This is a genomic window from Enterobacter sp. 241F3 (assembly GCF_034106785.1).
In the GTDB taxonomy this organism is placed as follows: domain Bacteria; phylum Pseudomonadota; class Gammaproteobacteria; order Enterobacterales; family Enterobacteriaceae; genus Enterobacter; species Enterobacter vonholyi.
The window spans coordinates 875,724-892,768 of sequence record NZ_JAWNDD010000001.1; the positions used below are offsets into that span (position 1 = coordinate 875,724).

Annotated in this window: 13 protein-coding genes; 1 reads left to right on the top strand and 12 read right to left on the bottom strand. The window is 56.9% G+C overall.

Annotated features, from left to right (window positions below; genetic code table 11):
• Positions 1-42: 42 nt before the first annotated feature.
• From mukB to cmoM, 4 genes are read right to left on the bottom strand one after another with little or no spacing between them, the layout of a single operon-like run.
• Positions 43-4,494, bottom strand: a complete 4,452-nt coding sequence (gene mukB, locus UR504_RS04200) for a chromosome partition protein MukB (protein ID WP_302234682.1) — start codon at positions 4,492-4,494, stop codon at positions 43-45.
• Positions 4,494-5,198 carry a chromosome partition protein MukE gene (gene mukE / locus UR504_RS04205; protein ID WP_008499954.1) on the bottom strand — a complete coding sequence of 235 codons (705 nt, stop codon included), beginning with the start codon at positions 5,196-5,198 and terminating at the stop codon, positions 4,494-4,496. Before mukE ends, mukB begins: the two co-directional genes overlap by 1 nt.
• Positions 5,179-6,501 (bottom strand): chromosome partition protein MukF, encoded by a 1,323-nt coding sequence (mukF, locus tag UR504_RS04210; RefSeq protein WP_041910621.1) that lies wholly within the window; start codon positions 6,499-6,501, stop codon positions 5,179-5,181. Before mukF ends, mukE begins: the two co-directional genes overlap by 20 nt.
• 3 nt (positions 6,502-6,504) lie before the next feature.
• A complete protein-coding gene (gene cmoM, locus UR504_RS04215) occupies positions 6,505-7,284 on the bottom strand; it encodes a tRNA uridine 5-oxyacetic acid(34) methyltransferase CmoM (protein WP_023311004.1) in 780 nt (259 codons plus the stop codon).
• A gap of 124 nt (positions 7,285-7,408) precedes the next feature.
• Here cmoM and elyC point away from each other — a divergent pair, with 124 nt between their 5' ends.
• Complete coding sequence (elyC, locus tag UR504_RS04220; RefSeq protein ID WP_063408037.1) at positions 7,409-8,188, top strand: envelope biogenesis factor ElyC; 780 nt, start codon at positions 7,409-7,411, stop codon at positions 8,186-8,188.
• Here the strand turns inward: elyC and UR504_RS04225 are convergent.
• The 8 genes from UR504_RS04225 to ihfB all read right to left on the bottom strand — a co-directional run bounded on the left by UR504_RS04225 (position 8,165) and on the right by ihfB (position 16,971).
• Complete coding sequence (locus tag UR504_RS04225) at positions 8,165-9,058, bottom strand: YcbJ family phosphotransferase (protein ID WP_320739360.1); 894 nt, start codon at positions 9,056-9,058, stop codon at positions 8,165-8,167. The two genes, elyC and UR504_RS04225, sit on opposite strands and share 24 nt — an antisense overlap.
• Positions 9,059-9,200: 142 nt before the next feature.
• A complete protein-coding gene (gene kdsB / locus UR504_RS04230; protein WP_008499959.1) occupies positions 9,201-9,947 on the bottom strand; it encodes a 3-deoxy-manno-octulosonate cytidylyltransferase in 747 nt (248 codons plus the stop codon).
• Positions 9,944-10,126 carry a protein YcaR gene (ycaR, locus tag UR504_RS04235; protein WP_006174474.1) on the bottom strand — a complete coding sequence of 61 codons (183 nt, stop codon included), beginning with the start codon at positions 10,124-10,126 and terminating at the stop codon, positions 9,944-9,946. Before ycaR ends, kdsB begins: the two co-directional genes overlap by 4 nt.
• Before the next feature lie 45 nt (positions 10,127-10,171).
• Entirely contained in the window at positions 10,172-11,401 is a 1,230-nt protein-coding gene (locus tag UR504_RS04240; RefSeq protein ID WP_302234681.1) for a winged helix-turn-helix domain-containing protein, read from the bottom strand.
• Positions 11,402-11,445: 44 nt separating this feature from the next.
• Entirely contained in the window at positions 11,446-12,423 is a 978-nt protein-coding gene (lpxK, locus tag UR504_RS04245) for a tetraacyldisaccharide 4'-kinase (RefSeq protein WP_302234680.1), read from the bottom strand.
• A complete protein-coding gene (gene msbA / locus UR504_RS04250) occupies positions 12,420-14,168 on the bottom strand; it encodes a lipid A ABC transporter ATP-binding protein/permease MsbA (RefSeq protein ID WP_111964565.1) in 1,749 nt (582 codons plus the stop codon). Before msbA ends, lpxK begins: the two co-directional genes overlap by 4 nt.
• A gap of 36 nt (positions 14,169-14,204) precedes the next feature.
• Positions 14,205-16,469: a ComEC family protein gene (locus UR504_RS04255; RefSeq protein WP_302234679.1), complete on the bottom strand. Its 2,265-nt coding sequence runs from the start codon at positions 16,467-16,469 to the stop codon at positions 14,205-14,207.
• 214 nt (positions 16,470-16,683) lie between these two features.
• The gene (ihfB, locus tag UR504_RS04260) at positions 16,684-16,971 is read right to left on the bottom strand and encodes an integration host factor subunit beta (protein ID WP_008499965.1); all 288 of its coding nucleotides are present in this window, start codon (positions 16,969-16,971) and stop codon (positions 16,684-16,686) included.
• Between the last annotated feature and the right edge of the window lie 74 nt (positions 16,972-17,045).

The following is a 17,045-nucleotide window of genomic DNA, read 5'->3' on the forward strand; positions in this document are numbered from 1 at the left end:
AAAAAAGCGGCGCCAGGGCGCCGCTTCGGGTCAGAAGACGCTTCAGGAAGCGTCCGCCGTGGTTTCAGGCAATGATTCTGGCGGCTGCGGCGCAAAGCCACGCAGCCCAACAACGTGAACGTGTTCGCTGTTCTGGAACACTTTACGCACCAGCTTGTAGGTTGTCCCTTTTTCGGGACTGATGTTCTCAGGTGCCGCAATGATGAGCTGCATATCGAGACGTTCGCAAAGCTCAAAAAGCGTGGCAATGGAGCGCGCATCAAGACGCGCAGCCTCATCAAGGAACAGCAGTCGGCATGGGGAGATGTCTTTGCCGCGCAGGCGGCGCGCTTCGTCTTCCCAGCTCTGTACCACCATCACCAGAATTGACATACCGGTACCGATCGCTTCACCGGTAGAGAGCGCTCCGGATTCCGCACGCAGCCAGCCGTCTGAGCCACGGTTTACCTCAACTTCCATTTCCAGATAGTTACGGTAGTCCAGCAGCTCTTCACCGATGGTTTGCGGCGTACGCTGCCCCATATCAATCTGCGGGTTCAGGCGCTGATAGAGCTTCGCCAGCGCTTCGGAGAAGGTCAGACGGTTACTGTTAAACAGATCCTGATGCTGCTCGTGCTGCTCAGAAAGCACTTCCAGCAGGGTGGCATGCGCTTCACGCACGTTAACGTTGAGGCGCACGCTGTTCACCTGACCAAACGACACGCTCTGCAGCCCCTGGTTGAGCTGGCGGATACGGTTCTGCTCGCGCTGAATGGTTTTACGAATAATGTTCGCTACGCTGCGGGAGCTGATTGCCAGCTTCTGCTCGCGGGAGGTCAGCTCTTCCGTCAGACGGCCCAGCTCGATTTCCATCTGTTCGATGGCTTCGACCGGATCGTCAGTACGGATGATGTCCTGGCGAATACGCTCGCGCAGGTGCTGGTAAACCGCCACGAAGAACTGGATTTTACGTTCAGGACGTTTCGGATCCTCTGACATGCGCAGGACATCGCGCAGGTGTTCGTTATCCGCCACCGCCAGACGCAGGGCACCCAACGCCTTATCCGACATGGAACGCAGCTCATCGGCGGAGAGATATGCCAGCTCGCGACGGTGCAGACGACGCTCGACGTTATTATCTTTCACCATGCGCATCACCGCGCACCAACCCGCCTTGGCGGTCACGACCTGCTCACGCATTTCGTGATAATCGCGTTCCAGCTTGCGCAGGCGACGGGTCAGGTTATCCATTTCGGCTTCGCAGAAGGTCAGCGCTTTTTCCAGCTGATTACGACGCGCACGGTTATTGCTGAGCTGCGAATGCAGTTCGTCACGACGGATACGCGCACGCTCTTCTGCCCCGCTGTCGGCACGAACGCCGATGTCCTGAAGCTCTTTCTGCAGATCGTTTAACAGCTCTTTCTTGGTGTCGAAGGAGCTTTTCAGCGAGGCCAGCACCTGGTTGTACTGGTTCAGCTGAGCGGAGTGGCTGCGCATTGCTTCGCGGGCGCGAGTACGTTCCGCTTCAGCCTGCTCAAGACGCTGACGCAGCTTTTCGTTCAGGTCACTGTTACCGCTTAGCATTTCCGCCGAATCGGAGTAGCCGAAGTGGGCGCGACGCTGCACCACCTCCGTCAGGGCAAACGCCTGCTGACGCGCCTCGCGCTGCACCTGCTGTGACCAGGCATAATCTTCTTTTAACTGCTCAAACTGCTCCGGGTCGCTCTGCAGAACAGAAACAACAGGCTCCAGCTTCGCCAGCTGATTGCCGTGCTGCTGCACGAAGCGCGCGGCTTCCTGCGCTTCATCCAGACGCTCCTGGATCTCGTCCACGCGATCGGCCAGGGTGTCATCCGCCAGCAGATTCAGGCGCGGCAGAATACGGTTAAGGGCAGCAACCCCCTCTTTCGCCTGCTCGAACTGGATGCGGCTCTGCTGGTTGTCGCTTTCATGACTGGCAATCGCCCGCTCCAGCTCGCCGCGACGGGTATTGAGCTTGCGGATTTCCGCTTCCGGGTCAGCTTCAAAGGCCACGGCCAGATGGCTGCCGATAAAGCGGCTAAACGCCTGATGCAGGCGCTGGGTTTTCTGCACGTCAAACGACAGCGTCGCAAAACGTTCAGACAGCGTTTCACGCTCGGCGTGCAGGCTTTCGATGCGGCTTTCACGCGCGGCGCGGCCAAACAGCGGCAGTTCCGGGAAGCGGGAATAGCGCCACTGACGGTCGGCGATTTTCACTACCACCGCTTTTTCCAGCTCGTCGACGCTGAATACGCTGTCATCGAACGACTGCGGATCCCCTTCGATCAGGTAGAGATCTTCCGGACAATCTTCCAGGCCGGCAAGCTGCTCAGAAATCAGCGACAGATCCGGGACCACTATCGCGTTGCGGGATGGACCGTACAGCGCGGAGAAGTACGGGGCATCGTCCAGGCCAACATCGTCATAAATCTCGGACAGCAGTACGCCGCCAAAACGCTCGGCGAGTGCATTCAGGCGCGGATCTTCTGACCCGCCCGGCTGGCTTAAGCGCTCAATTTCTTCGTCGACGTCACGCTTGCGCGCGCCCACTTCATCACGCTCAACGATGGCTTCGCGCTCGCGCTCCAGCAGCTGCTGCAGGTATTCTGTCACTTCCTGGCTGGATTCGAACTGCTCGCCGCACTGTTCGCTGAGTTGGTTCAGGCTGCTTTGAGCCGCCAGCCAGACCGGCGCCCGCTCCAGGAGCGTCTTCGAACGGGACTGAAGCTGCTCCAGCTCCTGACGCAGAGTCATACGCTGTTCGCTGGCGCTGGAGACCGTGTCTGAAAGCGCAGCGATACGCGCTTCCAGCTCCTGATGCAGGGCCTCAAGCTCGTCGAAATCGTAATTTTTTCCCTGACGCTTGCAGAATTCCGCCAGCAGACGCTCGGCTTCCTGCTGCTCGCGCAGACGCTGCTCCAGCTCGTTCAGACGCATACGCAGCGGCTGAACCTGCTCGGCCAGATGGCGCTGGTTCACGCCGTCGCGCAGCAGCTCACGGGCAACGTCCCAGGCTTCGCTACGCGCCAGCGGGCCGTTAATCGCAACGACTAACTGATAAGCCTGCTCAAACTGGCTGTGCGCCGTTTGCGCGACGCTCATTTTCTGTTCGAGGGACAGCAGTTTTTCGGTGGCTTCCTGCTCTTTGGCCTGGAAGGTATCCAGCCACTCGTCGGCGCTTTCCGGCGTCAGGTCAGGCAGATGGCACAGCTCTTTCGCGCGCTGCAATGCCTGCAATGCCTGGGTGTACTGAATCGCTCGCGTCTGCTGCACGTCCAGCGCCTGCTGGTAATCGGCAAGCTGGCTTTTCAGCTCATCCACTTCCAGCTCGGCGGCTTCGGCGCGGGCTTCGTTCTCTTCCTGCATGTCGGCGGCTTCGGCCACCACTTCATTTTGCTCTTCGAGACGGATCTGCAGCTCGTCGAGGTCCGCTTCATAGCGCTCGATTTTTTCCTGCTGACGCAGCGCGGTTTGCACCAGGTTCAGGTGATCGCTGGCGGCCTGGTAGTCGGCTTCAAGGTCGCCCTCGGCACCGTTGTGCTCACCGAGTTCGCGCGCCATTTCGACGTGCTTGTACTGCTCGGCCACCAGCTGTTTACGGGAGGTAAACAGCTCGCGACGGTATTCTAATGCCTGATCGAGGTGGACGCGGCGCTCGTTGGCGTGGCGCATGTAGTCCGCCGCCACGTAGTTGGTGGCTTCGCTGATCAGGTGTTTAAACAGGTCACGATCGGACTGGGTAACGCGAATCGCTTCCAGCGTCATACGGTTTTCACGCAGCGCCGCTTCCATATCCTGGAAGGCCTTACGCACCCCGCTGTTTTCCGGCAGCAGGTAGTCGCGCAGGGAGCGGGTAATGGCGCTGGAGATACCGCCGTACAGAGACGCTTCGATCAGGCGATAGTATTTGCTGCGGTCTGATGCGGTACGCAGACGACGCGCCACCACGCCCAGATCGAACATGAGCGAGTGGTAGTCGGTAATCGAGTTGAACTGCTTGAACTGCACGCCTTCGATCGCTTCGAGCTTATCTTTCAGCTCCTGCAGCGTTAGCACGCGCGCCTGGCGTTCGTTCAGAGTTTCCGTCAGCAGCGCCGTCGGCTGCACGGAGGTCGGCAAGCCCTGAATCGCAAACGGCTTGATATCCACTTTACGGTCGCGGCCGGCGACCTGCTGCAGGCGCACGCCCACGACTACACGCTGATGGCGGGAGTTAATGACGTCCAGAACCGAATAACAGACGCCGGCCTTCAGCTTACCGTGCAGACCTTTATCACGGGAGCCGCTTGTTGCCCCCGCTTCGGTGGTGTTACGGAAGTGAAGCAGCGTAAGGTCAGGGATCAGCGCCGTGACAAAGGCCGCCATGGTGGTGGATTTACCCGCCCCGTTACCGCCGGAGAGCGTCGTGACCAGCTCATCCAGATCGAACGTTCGGGCAAAGAAGCCGTTCCAGTTAATCAGCGTCAGTGAGCGAAATTTACCGCGTTCAATCATTACTCTTCCTCCCCGCTATCCGGCAGATTCTCTTCATGCTCATCATTGAGCTGCAAATGGTTTTCCACCGGCATCGCTTCACCGTCGCGGATCATGCGAAGCTGCGCTTCACGCGCGTCATCGCCCGCACGCACGTCGGCGCCGAAGCGGAAGACAGATTCCGTTATGCGGAATTTGCTGCTGTCATGGCCCATAAACCAGACCATTCCCAGACGACGCAGACGGTTCAGGGAAGAGCGAACCTTTTCCTGTAATTTCTGACGGTCAAGATCCGAACCCGTGGAACGGTTGTTCACCAGCTTGAGCAGCTTGCTCTCATCTGCCAGCGTCAACAGCTCGTCGTAAAGTTCCTGCTGGGTGAAGATCCCTTCATTCGCCAGACGTTCCGGGCTGAGGTAGAGGTAGCAAAGAATTTTGCCGACCATCATATCCAGCTCGGAGAGCACGGAACGCGGAATCAGCGTCGTGGAGCGCGGGCGCAGGTAGAAAAACCCTTCCGGCGCGCGGATAAGCTCCACGTTGTAGCGCGCGTAAAACTCTTCCAGGTACTCCTGAAAGTCCATCAAAAAGGCGTGATTATCCAGCTCGTCTAAGCCAATGTGACGACCGGCACGCAGCTGGCTGTCCAGCGCCGGAAATAACGGATTCGCCAGCGCCTGTGCCAGCTTAACCGGCATCACTTGTTCAATATTTGTCAATGACATGCGCCTGTACCTTGGCTCCGTAATCGTTAATTGGCTGCCACTTCGGCGGCAGTCCGGTGAAATCTGCTTGCGCGATACCCAGGCGCACCGCCTGGTCTACCACAATGCGGGCAACGTCGAAGTGGCGCGCACGAGGATATTGCGCCAGATAGTCGCGCACCACGAGTCCAAGATCCAGCGGAGCTTGTCTGGTTTTGTAGACCGCGAGCTGTTCTTCGATCATCGCCGCAAGCTGCTCGCGAATTTCGTTAAATTCTTCGTATTCCAGATCCGGCGGCAGTTCACCGGTCACCTCTTCATCGCGCAGCGCCATCTCTTCGTCACGCATATCCAGCAGACGATCGGCATTGGCGTAGGTCAACGCCCACGGCGCATCGAAATAGGTCTGTACCGACTGACGCAGACGCTGAGCAAAGACGCGGTTTTTATCCATATCGATCGCGGTACGGATAAATTTATGCACATGTCGGTCATAGCCGATCCACAGGTCGATCGACTGCTGGCCCCAGCTGATAATACGGTCGAGTTTGCTCTGCAGGTCGAACACCAGACGGTCAATAAAGTGCAGATCGTCGTGCGCAAGGGTCGCATCCTGGATGCGCAGAAGGTTCGCCTGAAGCTTATCCCCTGCGGCTTCCAGCGTATCCTGGAGCTCACGCAGCGTGCCGGAAGTTTCTGACAGCAGAAGTTCACAGCTGGAGATGGCCGCTCGCCAGTCTTTATTCAGCAGCTGTGCGATATCGTCTTTCACCTGCTGCTGCTGCTCGTCCATCAGGCGCTGGGTGAGATCGATACTGTCGAAAATCTCGGCCACCGAATATTTCAGCGGCGCGTAGACGTTACGGTGCCAGTGGAATTCGTCACCGTTTTCATCCGCCGCGTCGGCGGCGCGCTTAAGCTCACCCGCCACGATCGAGAGCTGCATGGAAAGACGCAGCGTGGAAAATTCCCGCTGGCGGATATAATAATCGGTGATGCCGATGCCCAGTGGCGTCAGACGATAGATGGCGTTTCCTTCCGCCTGCTCGCTGGTAAAGCGGTTCAGCAGACGTTGACGCACCATATCGTTGATTGCGTTGTTGGCACGCACGCTAATGGTTTCGCTGGTTTGCTCAAACGCATCACTGACATGGCGGAACGCATCCACCAGTTCACCCTCGCTCATTTCACCATCCAGCCGTTCGCCGTTCAGCGTGGCAACCGCCAGCAGGAAAGAGAGTCTGTCTACCGGCAGCGAGATGGAGAAATCGTTTTTCCTGGCCCAGGCAACCAGTTCGGGGACTGTCTGGGAAAATTCACTCATAGGTTATCCTTGCATCTGCGGCTTGTGCGCGGTGACGTGAATATAGCGGCCAAGGCTGATAAAAGGCTCCTGACGGCAATACCGCGTTTCTAATTCTGTTAAGGTGTCAAAACAGTCACGCTGTTTGTGTTTTTCACGCAGATAATCATGAAACACCCTGACGCCCGTCTTCCCGACTATCTGCCAGCCAATCGCTTCCAGCCAGCCATAAACCTGCTGTGGATCGCGCGGATAGTCCGGGGAAAGCGTGCGCTTTTTCTTTTTGGGCATCCCGACCTGAACATAGTCGAAGTTTCCTGCAACCATGTTGTGCATCAGAAAGCCGTTAGCATTGTAGAACATCAGCGACAGCGTGCCGCCCGGGCGCAACATCGACCACAGGGTTTGTAACACGCTTTGCGGATCGGCAACCCACTCCAGCACCGCATGAAACAATATCAGATCAACCTGGGTTTCCAAATGCTGTGCGATGTCCTGAGCGGCGCATTGTATAAAATGCATGTTGTCGCTCACACCTTTCTCTTCTGCCGCACGCGTCGCCCGGGCGACCATTTCAGCAGAAAGATCGCAAAGCGTGACGTGATGACCGCGTTCAGCCATTTTTATGGCCGTCTGCCCTTCACCGCCACCGGCGTCCAGCACGCGCAACGTTTGACCACCGAACGTAGCGAGAATGGTGTCCAGATCCTGCCAGAGGATCGTCTGACGAAGCTGCCCTTTCGTGGTGCCATAAATGTTGCGCGAAAACTTTTCCGCGATGTCATCAAAATTGCGATCCCGCATTGGGAGAGTTCCACTCGCTAACTGCAAAACCGCTATTTTGTCACACCCGCGCGGAGAATGAACCTCTCTGGTGTAATATCACGGGTAATCACCTGCTATATGGTCAAAAAAGGAACCAAAAAGGATGCTTTTTACCCTTAAGAAATACATTGGAGGGATGATGCTTCCCCTTCCGCTGCTGCTCATCATCATCGCGCTGGGGCTGGCGCTGGTGTGGTTCAGTCGCTTTCAGAAAAGTGGCAAAACGCTTATCACACTCGGCTGGTTAGTCTTGCTGCTGTTAAGCCTGCAACCGGTCGCGGATGGTCTGCTACGCCCCATCGAAAACAAGTACCCGACATGGCAGGGAAAGCAGAAAGTGGCGTACATCGTGGTGCTGGGCGGCGGATATACCTGGGATCCTGACTGGGCCCCCAGTTCAAACCTGATCAACAACAGCCTGCCGCGGCTGAACGAAGGTATTCGCCTCTGGCTGGCGAATCCGGGATCAAGAATGATCTTCACCGGCGCGGCGGCCAAAACGAACCCGGTGAGCACGGCTGAAGCGGGCGCCAGGGTCGCGGAATCGCTCGGCGTACCGCGTTCTTCAATAATCACTCTCGACAGCCCAAAAGATACCGAAGAAGAGGCTGCCGCTGTGAAGCAGGCGATTGGCGATGCCCCGTTCTTACTGGTGACCTCCGCCTCACACCTGCCGCGCGCGATGATTTTCTTTGAGAAGCAAGGCCTGCACCCGCTTCCCGCGCCGGCAAACCAGATGGCCGTCGACGCGCCGCTCAACCCGTGGGAGCGGGCTATCCCCTCCCCGGCGTGGCTGATGCATAGCGACCGCGTCGGCTATGAGACGCTTGGACGCCTCTGGCAGTGGCTGAAAGGATCGTCAGGCGAGCCAGGGCAACAGTGATTTTGTTGCCAGATCGAAGTTTGCGCGATTAAAACGTCCGGTGTTCACCAGCTGCGCGACTTCATCCCAGAGCAGGTAGAGCCAGCGCCGCCAGAGAAATGCATCCGCAACAGGGGCGCGTTGAAGGTAATGCCACAGTAAACCTTCCGCCGCCCCGCTGTCGCTGAGCCTGAAGAGCTCATATTCGCGCGGAGCCCAGAGCATGATCCCCGGCCCGAGCATCGCCAGAAGCTGATCGCTGCGGGCATCTTTGAGCATGCTGCGCAGGGTGAAATTACCGTGGATCAAAACGCAGTTGTCATTAAAGCCGTCGAACAGTGCCGGTAGGCACTCGCGGGTGCGAAACAGAATGCGTTTGTCCTGCATGGTTAAACCGGTATTGTTGAACTGGTTAAGCGTCCCCCAGAGCACTTCCACCCGCTGGCGGTACCACTGCGGCCACAGGTTTTCCTGAGTGCTGTCGACCGGACCAACAAGCCCGCGGCTATCCTGACGGTGCCAGGCCAGCAGCGCCTCGACAATCTGGTCTTTTAACTGCTCCCAACGTTCCGGCGTGCGCGCAGGCGCTTCAACGGACACACCGCGTAAACGCTCAATCAGCAGCACGTCCGGGCCGGGGTGTTCCTCGTGGGTCATCACGCCGTACACCGTCGGCATACGGACGGTCCCCTCCCGCGCCAGCATCGACATTTTCCATGCAAGCTGCCTGGCTACTCCCGGCGAGGTGAAACTTCTGGCCATCAGCGGCATTGGGTTGCCCTGACTGTCATACAATGACCAAAGCGCGGTATCGGCCTTTTCACTCACGCATTCTACCCGGCTTAATTTCTCACCCAGCAGATGGCTAAGTTCGGCACGCAGCTGTTCCATATGAGATTACCCACATTAAGACTACTGCTTTTATAATGAGCGTCCTTAATGAAGATGTCACCCGGAAGAGATCAATCAGGAAAAAGAAAGTGAAAAATAAAGCGGAGAGTGCATCTCTCCCTGCGGAGAGATGCCGGTAAGATTAACGCAATTCGGCTCGAACGCGCTCAAGATCTTCAGGGGTGTCTACGCCCGTGCCGGGAACTTCCTCAGCAACGGCAACGTGAATTTTCTCGCCATACCAGAGCACGCGAAGCTGCTCCAGCATTTCGATATGCTCCAGCGGGCTCGGCGCCCAGGCCACATAGCGGCGAATAAAGCCGGCGCGATAGCCGTAGATCCCAATATGACGCAGGAAGGTATCACCGATGGTCTCTTTAGAAAGCGCAAAGCGATCGCGATCCCACGGAATCGTAGCTCGGGAGAAATAGAGCGCATAGCCTTCCGCATCCATGACGACCTTCACCGCATTCGGATTGAATGCCTCTTCAGCGTGGTGAATGGGTACCGCCAGCGTGGCCATTCCGACCTGACGCTGGGCCAGGTTTTCGGCCACCTGACGGATAATCACCGCCGGGATCATCGGCTCGTCACCCTGCACGTTTACGATGACCGTATCATCACTGAAACCACATTTCTCAACCACTTCCGCCAGACGTTCGGTGCCGGACTGGTGATCGGCGCGGGTCATGCATACCTCACCGCCTGCTGCCTCAACCGCACGGGCGACGTCAGGATGGTCGGTAGCAACAATTACGCGATCGGCACCGGATTCACGCGCGCGCTCAAGGACATGCACAATCATCGGTTTACCGTTGATATCCACCAGCGGTTTACCCGGCAGACGGGTTGAGGCATAACGCGCAGGGATAATGACAACAAAACTCATGGTTTGCTCTCTTCTGCTACCAGGGAGCGGGCTTCATTTTCCAGCAGTACCGGAATGCCGTCACGCAGCGGGAAAGCCAGGCTGTCCAGCTTGCAGATCAGCTCCTGTTTGTCCTGGCTGTAGTAGAGTTTGCCGTTGCATACCGGGCAGGCAATAATTTCAAGTAAACGGTGATCCATAGTTCCTCCGTATGGGTAATCGCTAAAGCTTAACACATTCCCTTTTCAGGGCGTGCCTGTTTCCCAGCCACTTCGACAGGATGTAAACAGCCCGTCGGGTACCCGGCCCAGCGTCACGTCGCGGGCACCCTGCCAGCGCGCGAATTCGCTAATGGCGGACGTTAACCCTTTTTCCAGGCTCGCCGTCACCCTGACGCCTTCTTGCAGATAAAGCGCAATGATTTCAAGCGTTCCGGTCTTGCGGTGCATTTTGGCATCCATACGCCCGACCAGTTGCCCCTTGTGCAGCAGCGGTAAAACAAAATAGCCGTACTGGCGCTTTGGAGCCGGGGTATAACATTCCAGCCGGTAGCTAAAATCGAACAGCTGCTCGGCGCGTTTTCTGTCCCAGACGACCGGGTCGAAAGGCGACAGCACCGCACTGTGGGTTGCCTGAAGTTTCCCCTCCTGGGCCAGAGGCAGTAGCGGGAGGAGATCCGCATGCAGCCACATTTCGCCAAGCGTATCCGCCGTGACGGGGATGATGCGCTGTTCGCGTTGCCAGATGTCCAGCAGCGGTTTCAGCGCGGGCTGGCGAAGGCGGTAATAGTCTGCCAGCCATTGGGGGCGGAAAATCCCCAGACTGCGGGCGCTGTTCTCCAGCATGATGGCCTCGGCAGTCTCCTGGGTAAGCAGGTCACGCTCGTCGTCCCAGTGCGGCATCACGCGATGCGTCAGGTCGTAGACGCGCTGAAAATTACGCCGCTCAATCACCATGACTTTACCTGAGGTGAACAGCCCTTCGAGATGACGTTTGTGCGGCTTCCACTCCCACCAGCCGCTGGTGCCCTTGCGCGGGTGTTCAAAATCGGCAGAGCGGACGGGACCGTTTTCCTGAATATGCGCGATGAGCTGCTCAATTTCAGCCGCATGCTCCTGCATCCACGCCTGTCGGTATTTCCAGCCCATCTTTTCCGGCGCGAGCATGCGGTGACGAACCAGGGCAAAATCGCTGCGGGGCAGAAAACAGGCTTCGTGCGCCCAGTACTCCATTAACTCCCCCTTGCTTAGCGCTTCATCCAGCCACTGCAAAGGATAATTCCCCAGTCGACTAAACAGGACCAGGTAAGGGCTACGGGCCACAATGTTAATGGTGTCGATTTGAAGCAGCGACATGCGCTGGACGGTAGAGAGAATATCGGCAGGCTGTGCGCGGCGGCGGGGCTTTTTGAGCAGCCCCTGCGCGGCAAGGTGTAAATGACGTGCGGCTGAAAGCGAGAGTTGCGGTAATGACATGCGTTTTCCTGTCAGTCTAAGCGCCACCGGAACCGCGTAAGCCTTTACTGCACCAACGCAATCAGTTCCTGGAGCAAGTGTTCCGGCTGCTCGCCGCTGAGTTCAGCGTCAACCGGCAGATACCACCAGTTATCTTTCGCAAAGGCACGGCATTTTACCGCATCTTTTTCGGTCATGATCAGCGACTGTCCGGGCACAGTCAGGGCGTCAATCTGCCCTTCCACCAGCGCCTGGTGGTCGGCCAGCGGAACGCGTTTTTCAAGCCGGGCACCACACTGCTCCAGCGTCGCGAAGAAGCGCGGGGGATGACCAATTCCCGCCATCGCCACCGGTGAAGGTAGCTCAGCAACCGACCGGCGTTCACCCGTCGCCAGGTTGACCGCCAGAGCCGGCTGCAGGTGCATCGCGATTTCGCCCGATTTTGCCTCTCCACCGTTCACAATCACCGCATCAACGGACTTCAGTCGCGAAGCCCGTTCACGCATAGGGCCGGCAGGCAGCCACCAGCCGTTACCGAAACGGCGAACACCGTCGATGACCACGATCTCTTTATCACGCGCCAGGGCATAGTGCTGCAAGCCATCGTCAGTGATGATGATTTGTACCGCCTGTTCGGCAAGCAGCGCCTGAACGGCGTCGCTGCGCACCGGAGAGACCGCAACCGGCGCGCCGGTACGCTGGAAAATCAATACCGGTTCATCACCCGCTTCGGCTGTCGTGGTTTCCCCCGTCAGCAGCAGCGGATAACGCGCCGCTTTGCCACCATATCCGCGCGATACCACCCCTGGGCGGATGCCGCGTTTTTGCAATTGCTCCACCAGCCAGATCACCACCGGCGTTTTACCGTTGCCGCCTGCCGTAAGATTACCGACAACCACAACCGGCACCGGCGCGCGCCAGGCACGCTTCAGCCCCAGACGGTAAAGCAGACGGATAATGCCGCTCACCAGGCCGTATAGCCAGGAGAGCGGCAAAAGCAGCAGCCACAGCGGGTTCTCACCGGACCAGATGCGTGCAATCATTCGCCAAACTGCATCTTATGAAGCTGGGCGTAAACGCCGCGGTGCTCCAGCAGGTCAGCATGGCTCCCGCGTTCAACAATGATGCCATCCTCAACCACGACGATTTCGTCAGCCTGCTCGATAGTCGACAGACGGTGTGCAATCACCAGCGAGGTACGGTTTTTTTGCAGCTCATCCAGCGCAGACTGAATAGCACGTTCAGATTCCGTATCCAGCGCAGAGGTCGCTTCGTCCAGAATCAGAATCGGGCTATCGCGCAGTAGAGCACGCGCAATGGCAATACGCTGACGCTGACCACCGGAGAGCAGTACCCCGTTCTCGCCGATGATGGTATCCAGGCCGTTGTCCATCTTATTGATAAAGTCCATTGCGTAGGCCATACGCGCGGCGTTCTCAATCTGCTCGCGGCTGTACTCATCAGTGCGCGCGTAAGCGATGTTGTTGGCGACCGTATCGTTAAACAGATGCACGTTCTGAGAAACCAGAGCAACCTGGTTACGCAGCGACTGAAGGGTATACTCCCGCAGGTCATGCCCGTCTAACAGGATCTCACCTTCGTTAATATCGTAAAAACGGGTGATCAGACTGGCAATGGTCGATTTACCCGAGCCGGAACGGCCTACCAGCGCCACGGTTTTACCCGCCGGAATGGACAGGTTGATATTACGCAGGGCCGGTGTTTCGCGGCCAGGGTAGGTAAAGGTCACATTGCGAAACTCAACGTCGCCGTTTGCACGCTCAATGACGCGCTTACCTTCATCTTTTTCCTGCTCGGAATCCAGAATGCTGAACAGGGTCTGACAGGCCGCCATCCCACGCTGGAACTGGGCGTTGACGTTTGTAAGGGATTTCAGCGGACGCATCAGGGCGATCATTGAGGAGAAGACCACGGTGATGGTACCCGCCGTCAGCGTCTCCATGACGCTTGGGAAGCTTGCCGCATACAGGACGAATGCCAGCGCCAGTGACGCAATCAGCTGAATAATCGGGTCAGAGATGGAAGAGGCTGAGACCATTTTCATCCCCTGAAGACGCATTTTGTTGCTGACTTTATCAAAGCGTTTTGTTTCGACTTCCTGACCGCCGAATATCAACACTTCCTTATGCCCTTTCAGCATCTGTTCCGCGCTAGTGGTCACCTGCCCCATCGTGTTCTGCATATTCTTACTAATATTGCGGAAGCGCTTTGAGACGACGCGGATGGCAATAGAAACTACCGGCGCCAGAACGATAAGGATGAGCGACAGCTGCCAGCTGTAATAGAACATCATCACGAACAGGCCGATGATTGACGCGCCCTCACGCACAACGGTGATGAGTGCGCTTGAGGACGAGGAGGCAACCTGCTCGGAGTCGTAGGTAATACGCGACAGCAGCGTCCCGGTAGACTGCTTGTCAAAGAACGAGACCGGCATGCCCATCATGTGGCTGAACAGGCGACGGCGCATGGTCATCACCACTTTCCCGGATACCCAGGAAATGCAGTAGCTGGAGATGTAGCTGGTGATACCGCGTAAGATCATCAGTCCGATAACCACCAGAGGCATCCATAGCAGCACTGAGCGATCCGTTTTACCAAAACCGTCGTCCAGTAACGGTTTGAGAAGCGATAGCATAAAAGTATCGCTGGCTGCGTTGAGGATTAACGCTACTCCCGCCACGATCAGGCCTGTTTTAAAGGGCGCAATCATCGGCCAGAGACGGCGGAAGGTTTGCCACGTGGAGAGATCTTTGTCGTTATGCATTCAAAAAACCAGCATTCGTTGAAATAGCCGCATATTCTACCCGTTATCGACGGGCGCGCCAAACCACTGATGATACCAAACGGGTAAAAATTGCTCTCGCAAGCGCCGGATTTGCCAGTGATGTTGCGAGAATGTCACCGATATTTGTCCAGAATGAGGGGTATCGTGCCAGATATACCCCTCTTTTCGATAGCGTCGGACAACTTTTGCTGACGGGAATCGCCATGCGTTATAGCGGGCCGCTGAATCCAGGGCGATTTTACCTTCCACGCGCTGTACCAGCGGCAAGGAAGAAGAAGTAATGCTGCCATGATGGGGCACCTGTATGAGGGTAGAGGTCAGATAACGCCAGTAATGGCTAAGCATAGCCTGTTCCGCCTGCGCTTCAATGTCTCCTGTTAGCAGAACACTCTGCTCACCGTCGTCGATTTTTACCACGCAGGAATGGTTGTTTCCCTGAGCCGGGTAATTTTCAGGGGGCCAGTGTACGGTGAAGGAAAGTCCCTGCCATCTCCATCTTTCCCCGCGAAAACAGGGGTGATGCCCCGCCTGGCGCAATGGGCTTCTTACCCACAGGTCAGGCCACGCTTTTTGCAACGATGCGAGGCCACCCGCATGGTCGAGGTGCTCATGACTGAGAATAACGCCTTCAGGCCGCAGGTGATGCCAGCGAAGCCACGGGATAATTAACCGCTGTCCGCTGTCCCCGCCCGGCCAGGCGAGCCCGGTATCATAGAGAATGGCTTTCCCCTGCCGTTCAATGACTATTGCCAGCCCCTGCCCCACATCCAGCATATGTACCGTCCAGCTCTCGCTTTTTTCCGTTCTCCAGAGAGGAAATGTCAGTAAAACACTTCCTGCAAAACAAACGGCGGGAAGGGTTTTCCAGGCACGAAAACGCCAGCCAATGATGATAAGCCAGGGCAGTAGTGTCATGTACTGCCAGCGTTGATCTACACTCTGCCAGCCATCAGGCAGGCGCATGAGGATCCAGAATAGCCCCGCAAGTGACTTATCGGCTGCAAACCAGACAACGCTTTCCAGTGCTTCCAGCGGCAGCAGATGAAGCAGCATGCCGAGCAGGATCAGCGGTACGGAGACAAACGTCACCAGAGGAACGGCAAAGAGATTCGCGACCAGTGAGGTGAAGCTGAAGCCATGGAAAATCAGAACCTGTAACGGCATCAGCAGCATCAGCATACCGACCTGCAGAGAGAGCAGGTTCAGCAGCGGCCGTATACGTCGAGCCCGTTGCCAGTCTGGAAGAGGCAGCCACTGAAACCAGAAAATCAGCGCGGCGACGGCAAATGCGGACAGGGCAAGACTCTGCGAAAGTACGGCTAAGGGATCGCTTATCAGGATCGCTGCGATGCAGCATCCCCATACCTGCCAGGGAGACCATTGGCGGGCAGCGATCCGCAACATTGCAAGCACAGCAAGCGCGATGACCGTTCGTAGCGCAGGAGGTTGCAGACCGGTAAGCCAGGCATAGAAGGCGGCAAAGCATAACCCAGCCAGGAGAGGCATTTGCCAGTGGACCCGATGGCTGGGTAATAAAAACTGGAGTCCACGTGCAAGTAACCAGACGAGGGATGCCGCCAGCGCGATATGCAGGCCCGAAATCGCCATCAAATGCAGCGTCCCGGTTTCACGCATCAGGTCTTTTATTTCCCGGGGAACATCCAGACGTTCCCCCATCCCCAGTCCGAGGATAACTGCACCCCAGCGGTAAGCAGAAAGTCGGTTTTGCAGTGACATCAGGTATTGCGCTCGAAGGCTGCAGCGCCCATCGACGAGTTCAGCACGGGTGAAGCGCCCACTCAGCGTTTGATGTTGGGCAAAGGCGCTGCGCTGAGAATCATAACCGCCGTCGTTCAGTTCGCCATGGGCAGGCCTGAGCCTGAGCGTCATGGTCCAGCGCTGACCGGCACACGCTTTCTGTGGCAGATAGTTGCCATACAGCGTTACGCCGGTTGAAGCCCACCAGCGCTTGCCATCAATGCTGCGAATGTTTCCCTGATGCAGAGTAGCGCCGTCGGTCGATGTGAGTTCTACCTCAGCCTGCACAGCCCCCGTGGTTAAATGCTGCATCGGCCAGACGCTCTCCTGCGCGGCCAGAATGCCCCACGCACAAAATAACAGCGTAATACCAGCATACTTCACTCGATGGTTTTGCCATGCAGCAAGCACTATCCCGCCAGCCACCATGACCCACACGGTGTAAGGTGATGGCAGTTCAGGTAACCAGAGTAACGGGGCTATCGCCAGAATGGCGCAGATACTAAGCGTGGGAACTCCCATTGCTACCTCCCTGTTTCAGAGCGGTAGTATGTATGCAAGCAGTGCGAAATGTCAGATGAGAAAAATGCGTTTTGCAGCGCGCGCTGTGTTGTTTTTATCGGCTTACAGAAAACGAAACTGAAAATGCGGGACATCTTCAGAATAAAAGCGACAGACACAAAAAAAGCACCCGCAGGTGCTTTCTTTCGAACCCAGTTTAACCGGCTGGCTAAACTCAGTTACCGTAAATATTGGCGCGATCGCGCAGTTCTTTACCCGGCTTAAAGTGTGGAACGTACTTACCTTCCAGCTCGACTTTATCGCCAGTTTTCGGGTTACGCCCGGTACGTGGAGCACGATAGTGCAGAGAAAAACTACCGAAACCGCGGATTTCAATGCGCTCGCCCTGGGCAAGAGTGGAGGCCATATGCTCCAGCATCTCTTTTACGGCATCTTCCACTGCCTTGGCAGGGATATGCGGTTGCTGACTGGCAAGTCTTTCAATCAATTCTGACTTGGTCATGATTCCTCCGGTTCCTTTCAAACCAATTAGCTGAACAGCTCATTAAACAAGGGCGGCCGTAGCCGCCCTTTGTT

What these genes read in the sequence shown, in the direction of transcription:
- mukB (WP_302234682.1), bottom strand. Translation starts at nt 4,494, where the DNA reads ATGATTGAACGCGGTAAATTTCGCTCACTGACGCTGATTAACTGGAAC.
- mukE (WP_008499954.1), bottom strand. Translation starts at nt 5,198, where the DNA reads ATGTCATTGACAAATATTGAACAAGTGATGCCGGTTAAGCTGGCACAG.
- mukF (WP_041910621.1), bottom strand. Translation starts at nt 6,501, where the DNA reads ATGAGTGAATTTTCCCAGACAGTCCCCGAACTGGTTGCCTGGGCCAGG.
- cmoM (WP_023311004.1), bottom strand. Translation starts at nt 7,284, where the DNA reads ATGCGGGATCGCAATTTTGATGACATCGCGGAAAAGTTTTCGCGCAAC.
- elyC (WP_063408037.1), top strand. Translation starts at nt 7,409, where the DNA reads ATGCTTTTTACCCTTAAGAAATACATTGGAGGGATGATGCTTCCCCTT.
- UR504_RS04225 (WP_320739360.1), bottom strand. Translation starts at nt 9,058, where the DNA reads ATGGAACAGCTGCGTGCCGAACTTAGCCATCTGCTGGGTGAGAAATTA.
- kdsB (WP_008499959.1), bottom strand. Translation starts at nt 9,947, where the DNA reads ATGAGTTTTGTTGTCATTATCCCTGCGCGTTATGCCTCAACCCGTCTG.
- ycaR (WP_006174474.1), bottom strand. Translation starts at nt 10,126, where the DNA reads ATGGATCACCGTTTACTTGAAATTATTGCCTGCCCGGTATGCAACGGC.
- UR504_RS04240 (WP_302234681.1), bottom strand. Translation starts at nt 11,401, where the DNA reads ATGTCATTACCGCAACTCTCGCTTTCAGCCGCACGTCATTTACACCTT.
- lpxK (WP_302234680.1), bottom strand. Translation starts at nt 12,423, where the DNA reads ATGATTGCACGCATCTGGTCCGGTGAGAACCCGCTGTGGCTGCTGCTT.
- msbA (WP_111964565.1), bottom strand. Translation starts at nt 14,168, where the DNA reads ATGCATAACGACAAAGATCTCTCCACGTGGCAAACCTTCCGCCGTCTC.
- UR504_RS04255 (WP_302234679.1), bottom strand. Translation starts at nt 16,469, where the DNA reads ATGGGAGTTCCCACGCTTAGTATCTGCGCCATTCTGGCGATAGCCCCG.
- ihfB (WP_008499965.1), bottom strand. Translation starts at nt 16,971, where the DNA reads ATGACCAAGTCAGAATTGATTGAAAGACTTGCCAGTCAGCAACCGCAT.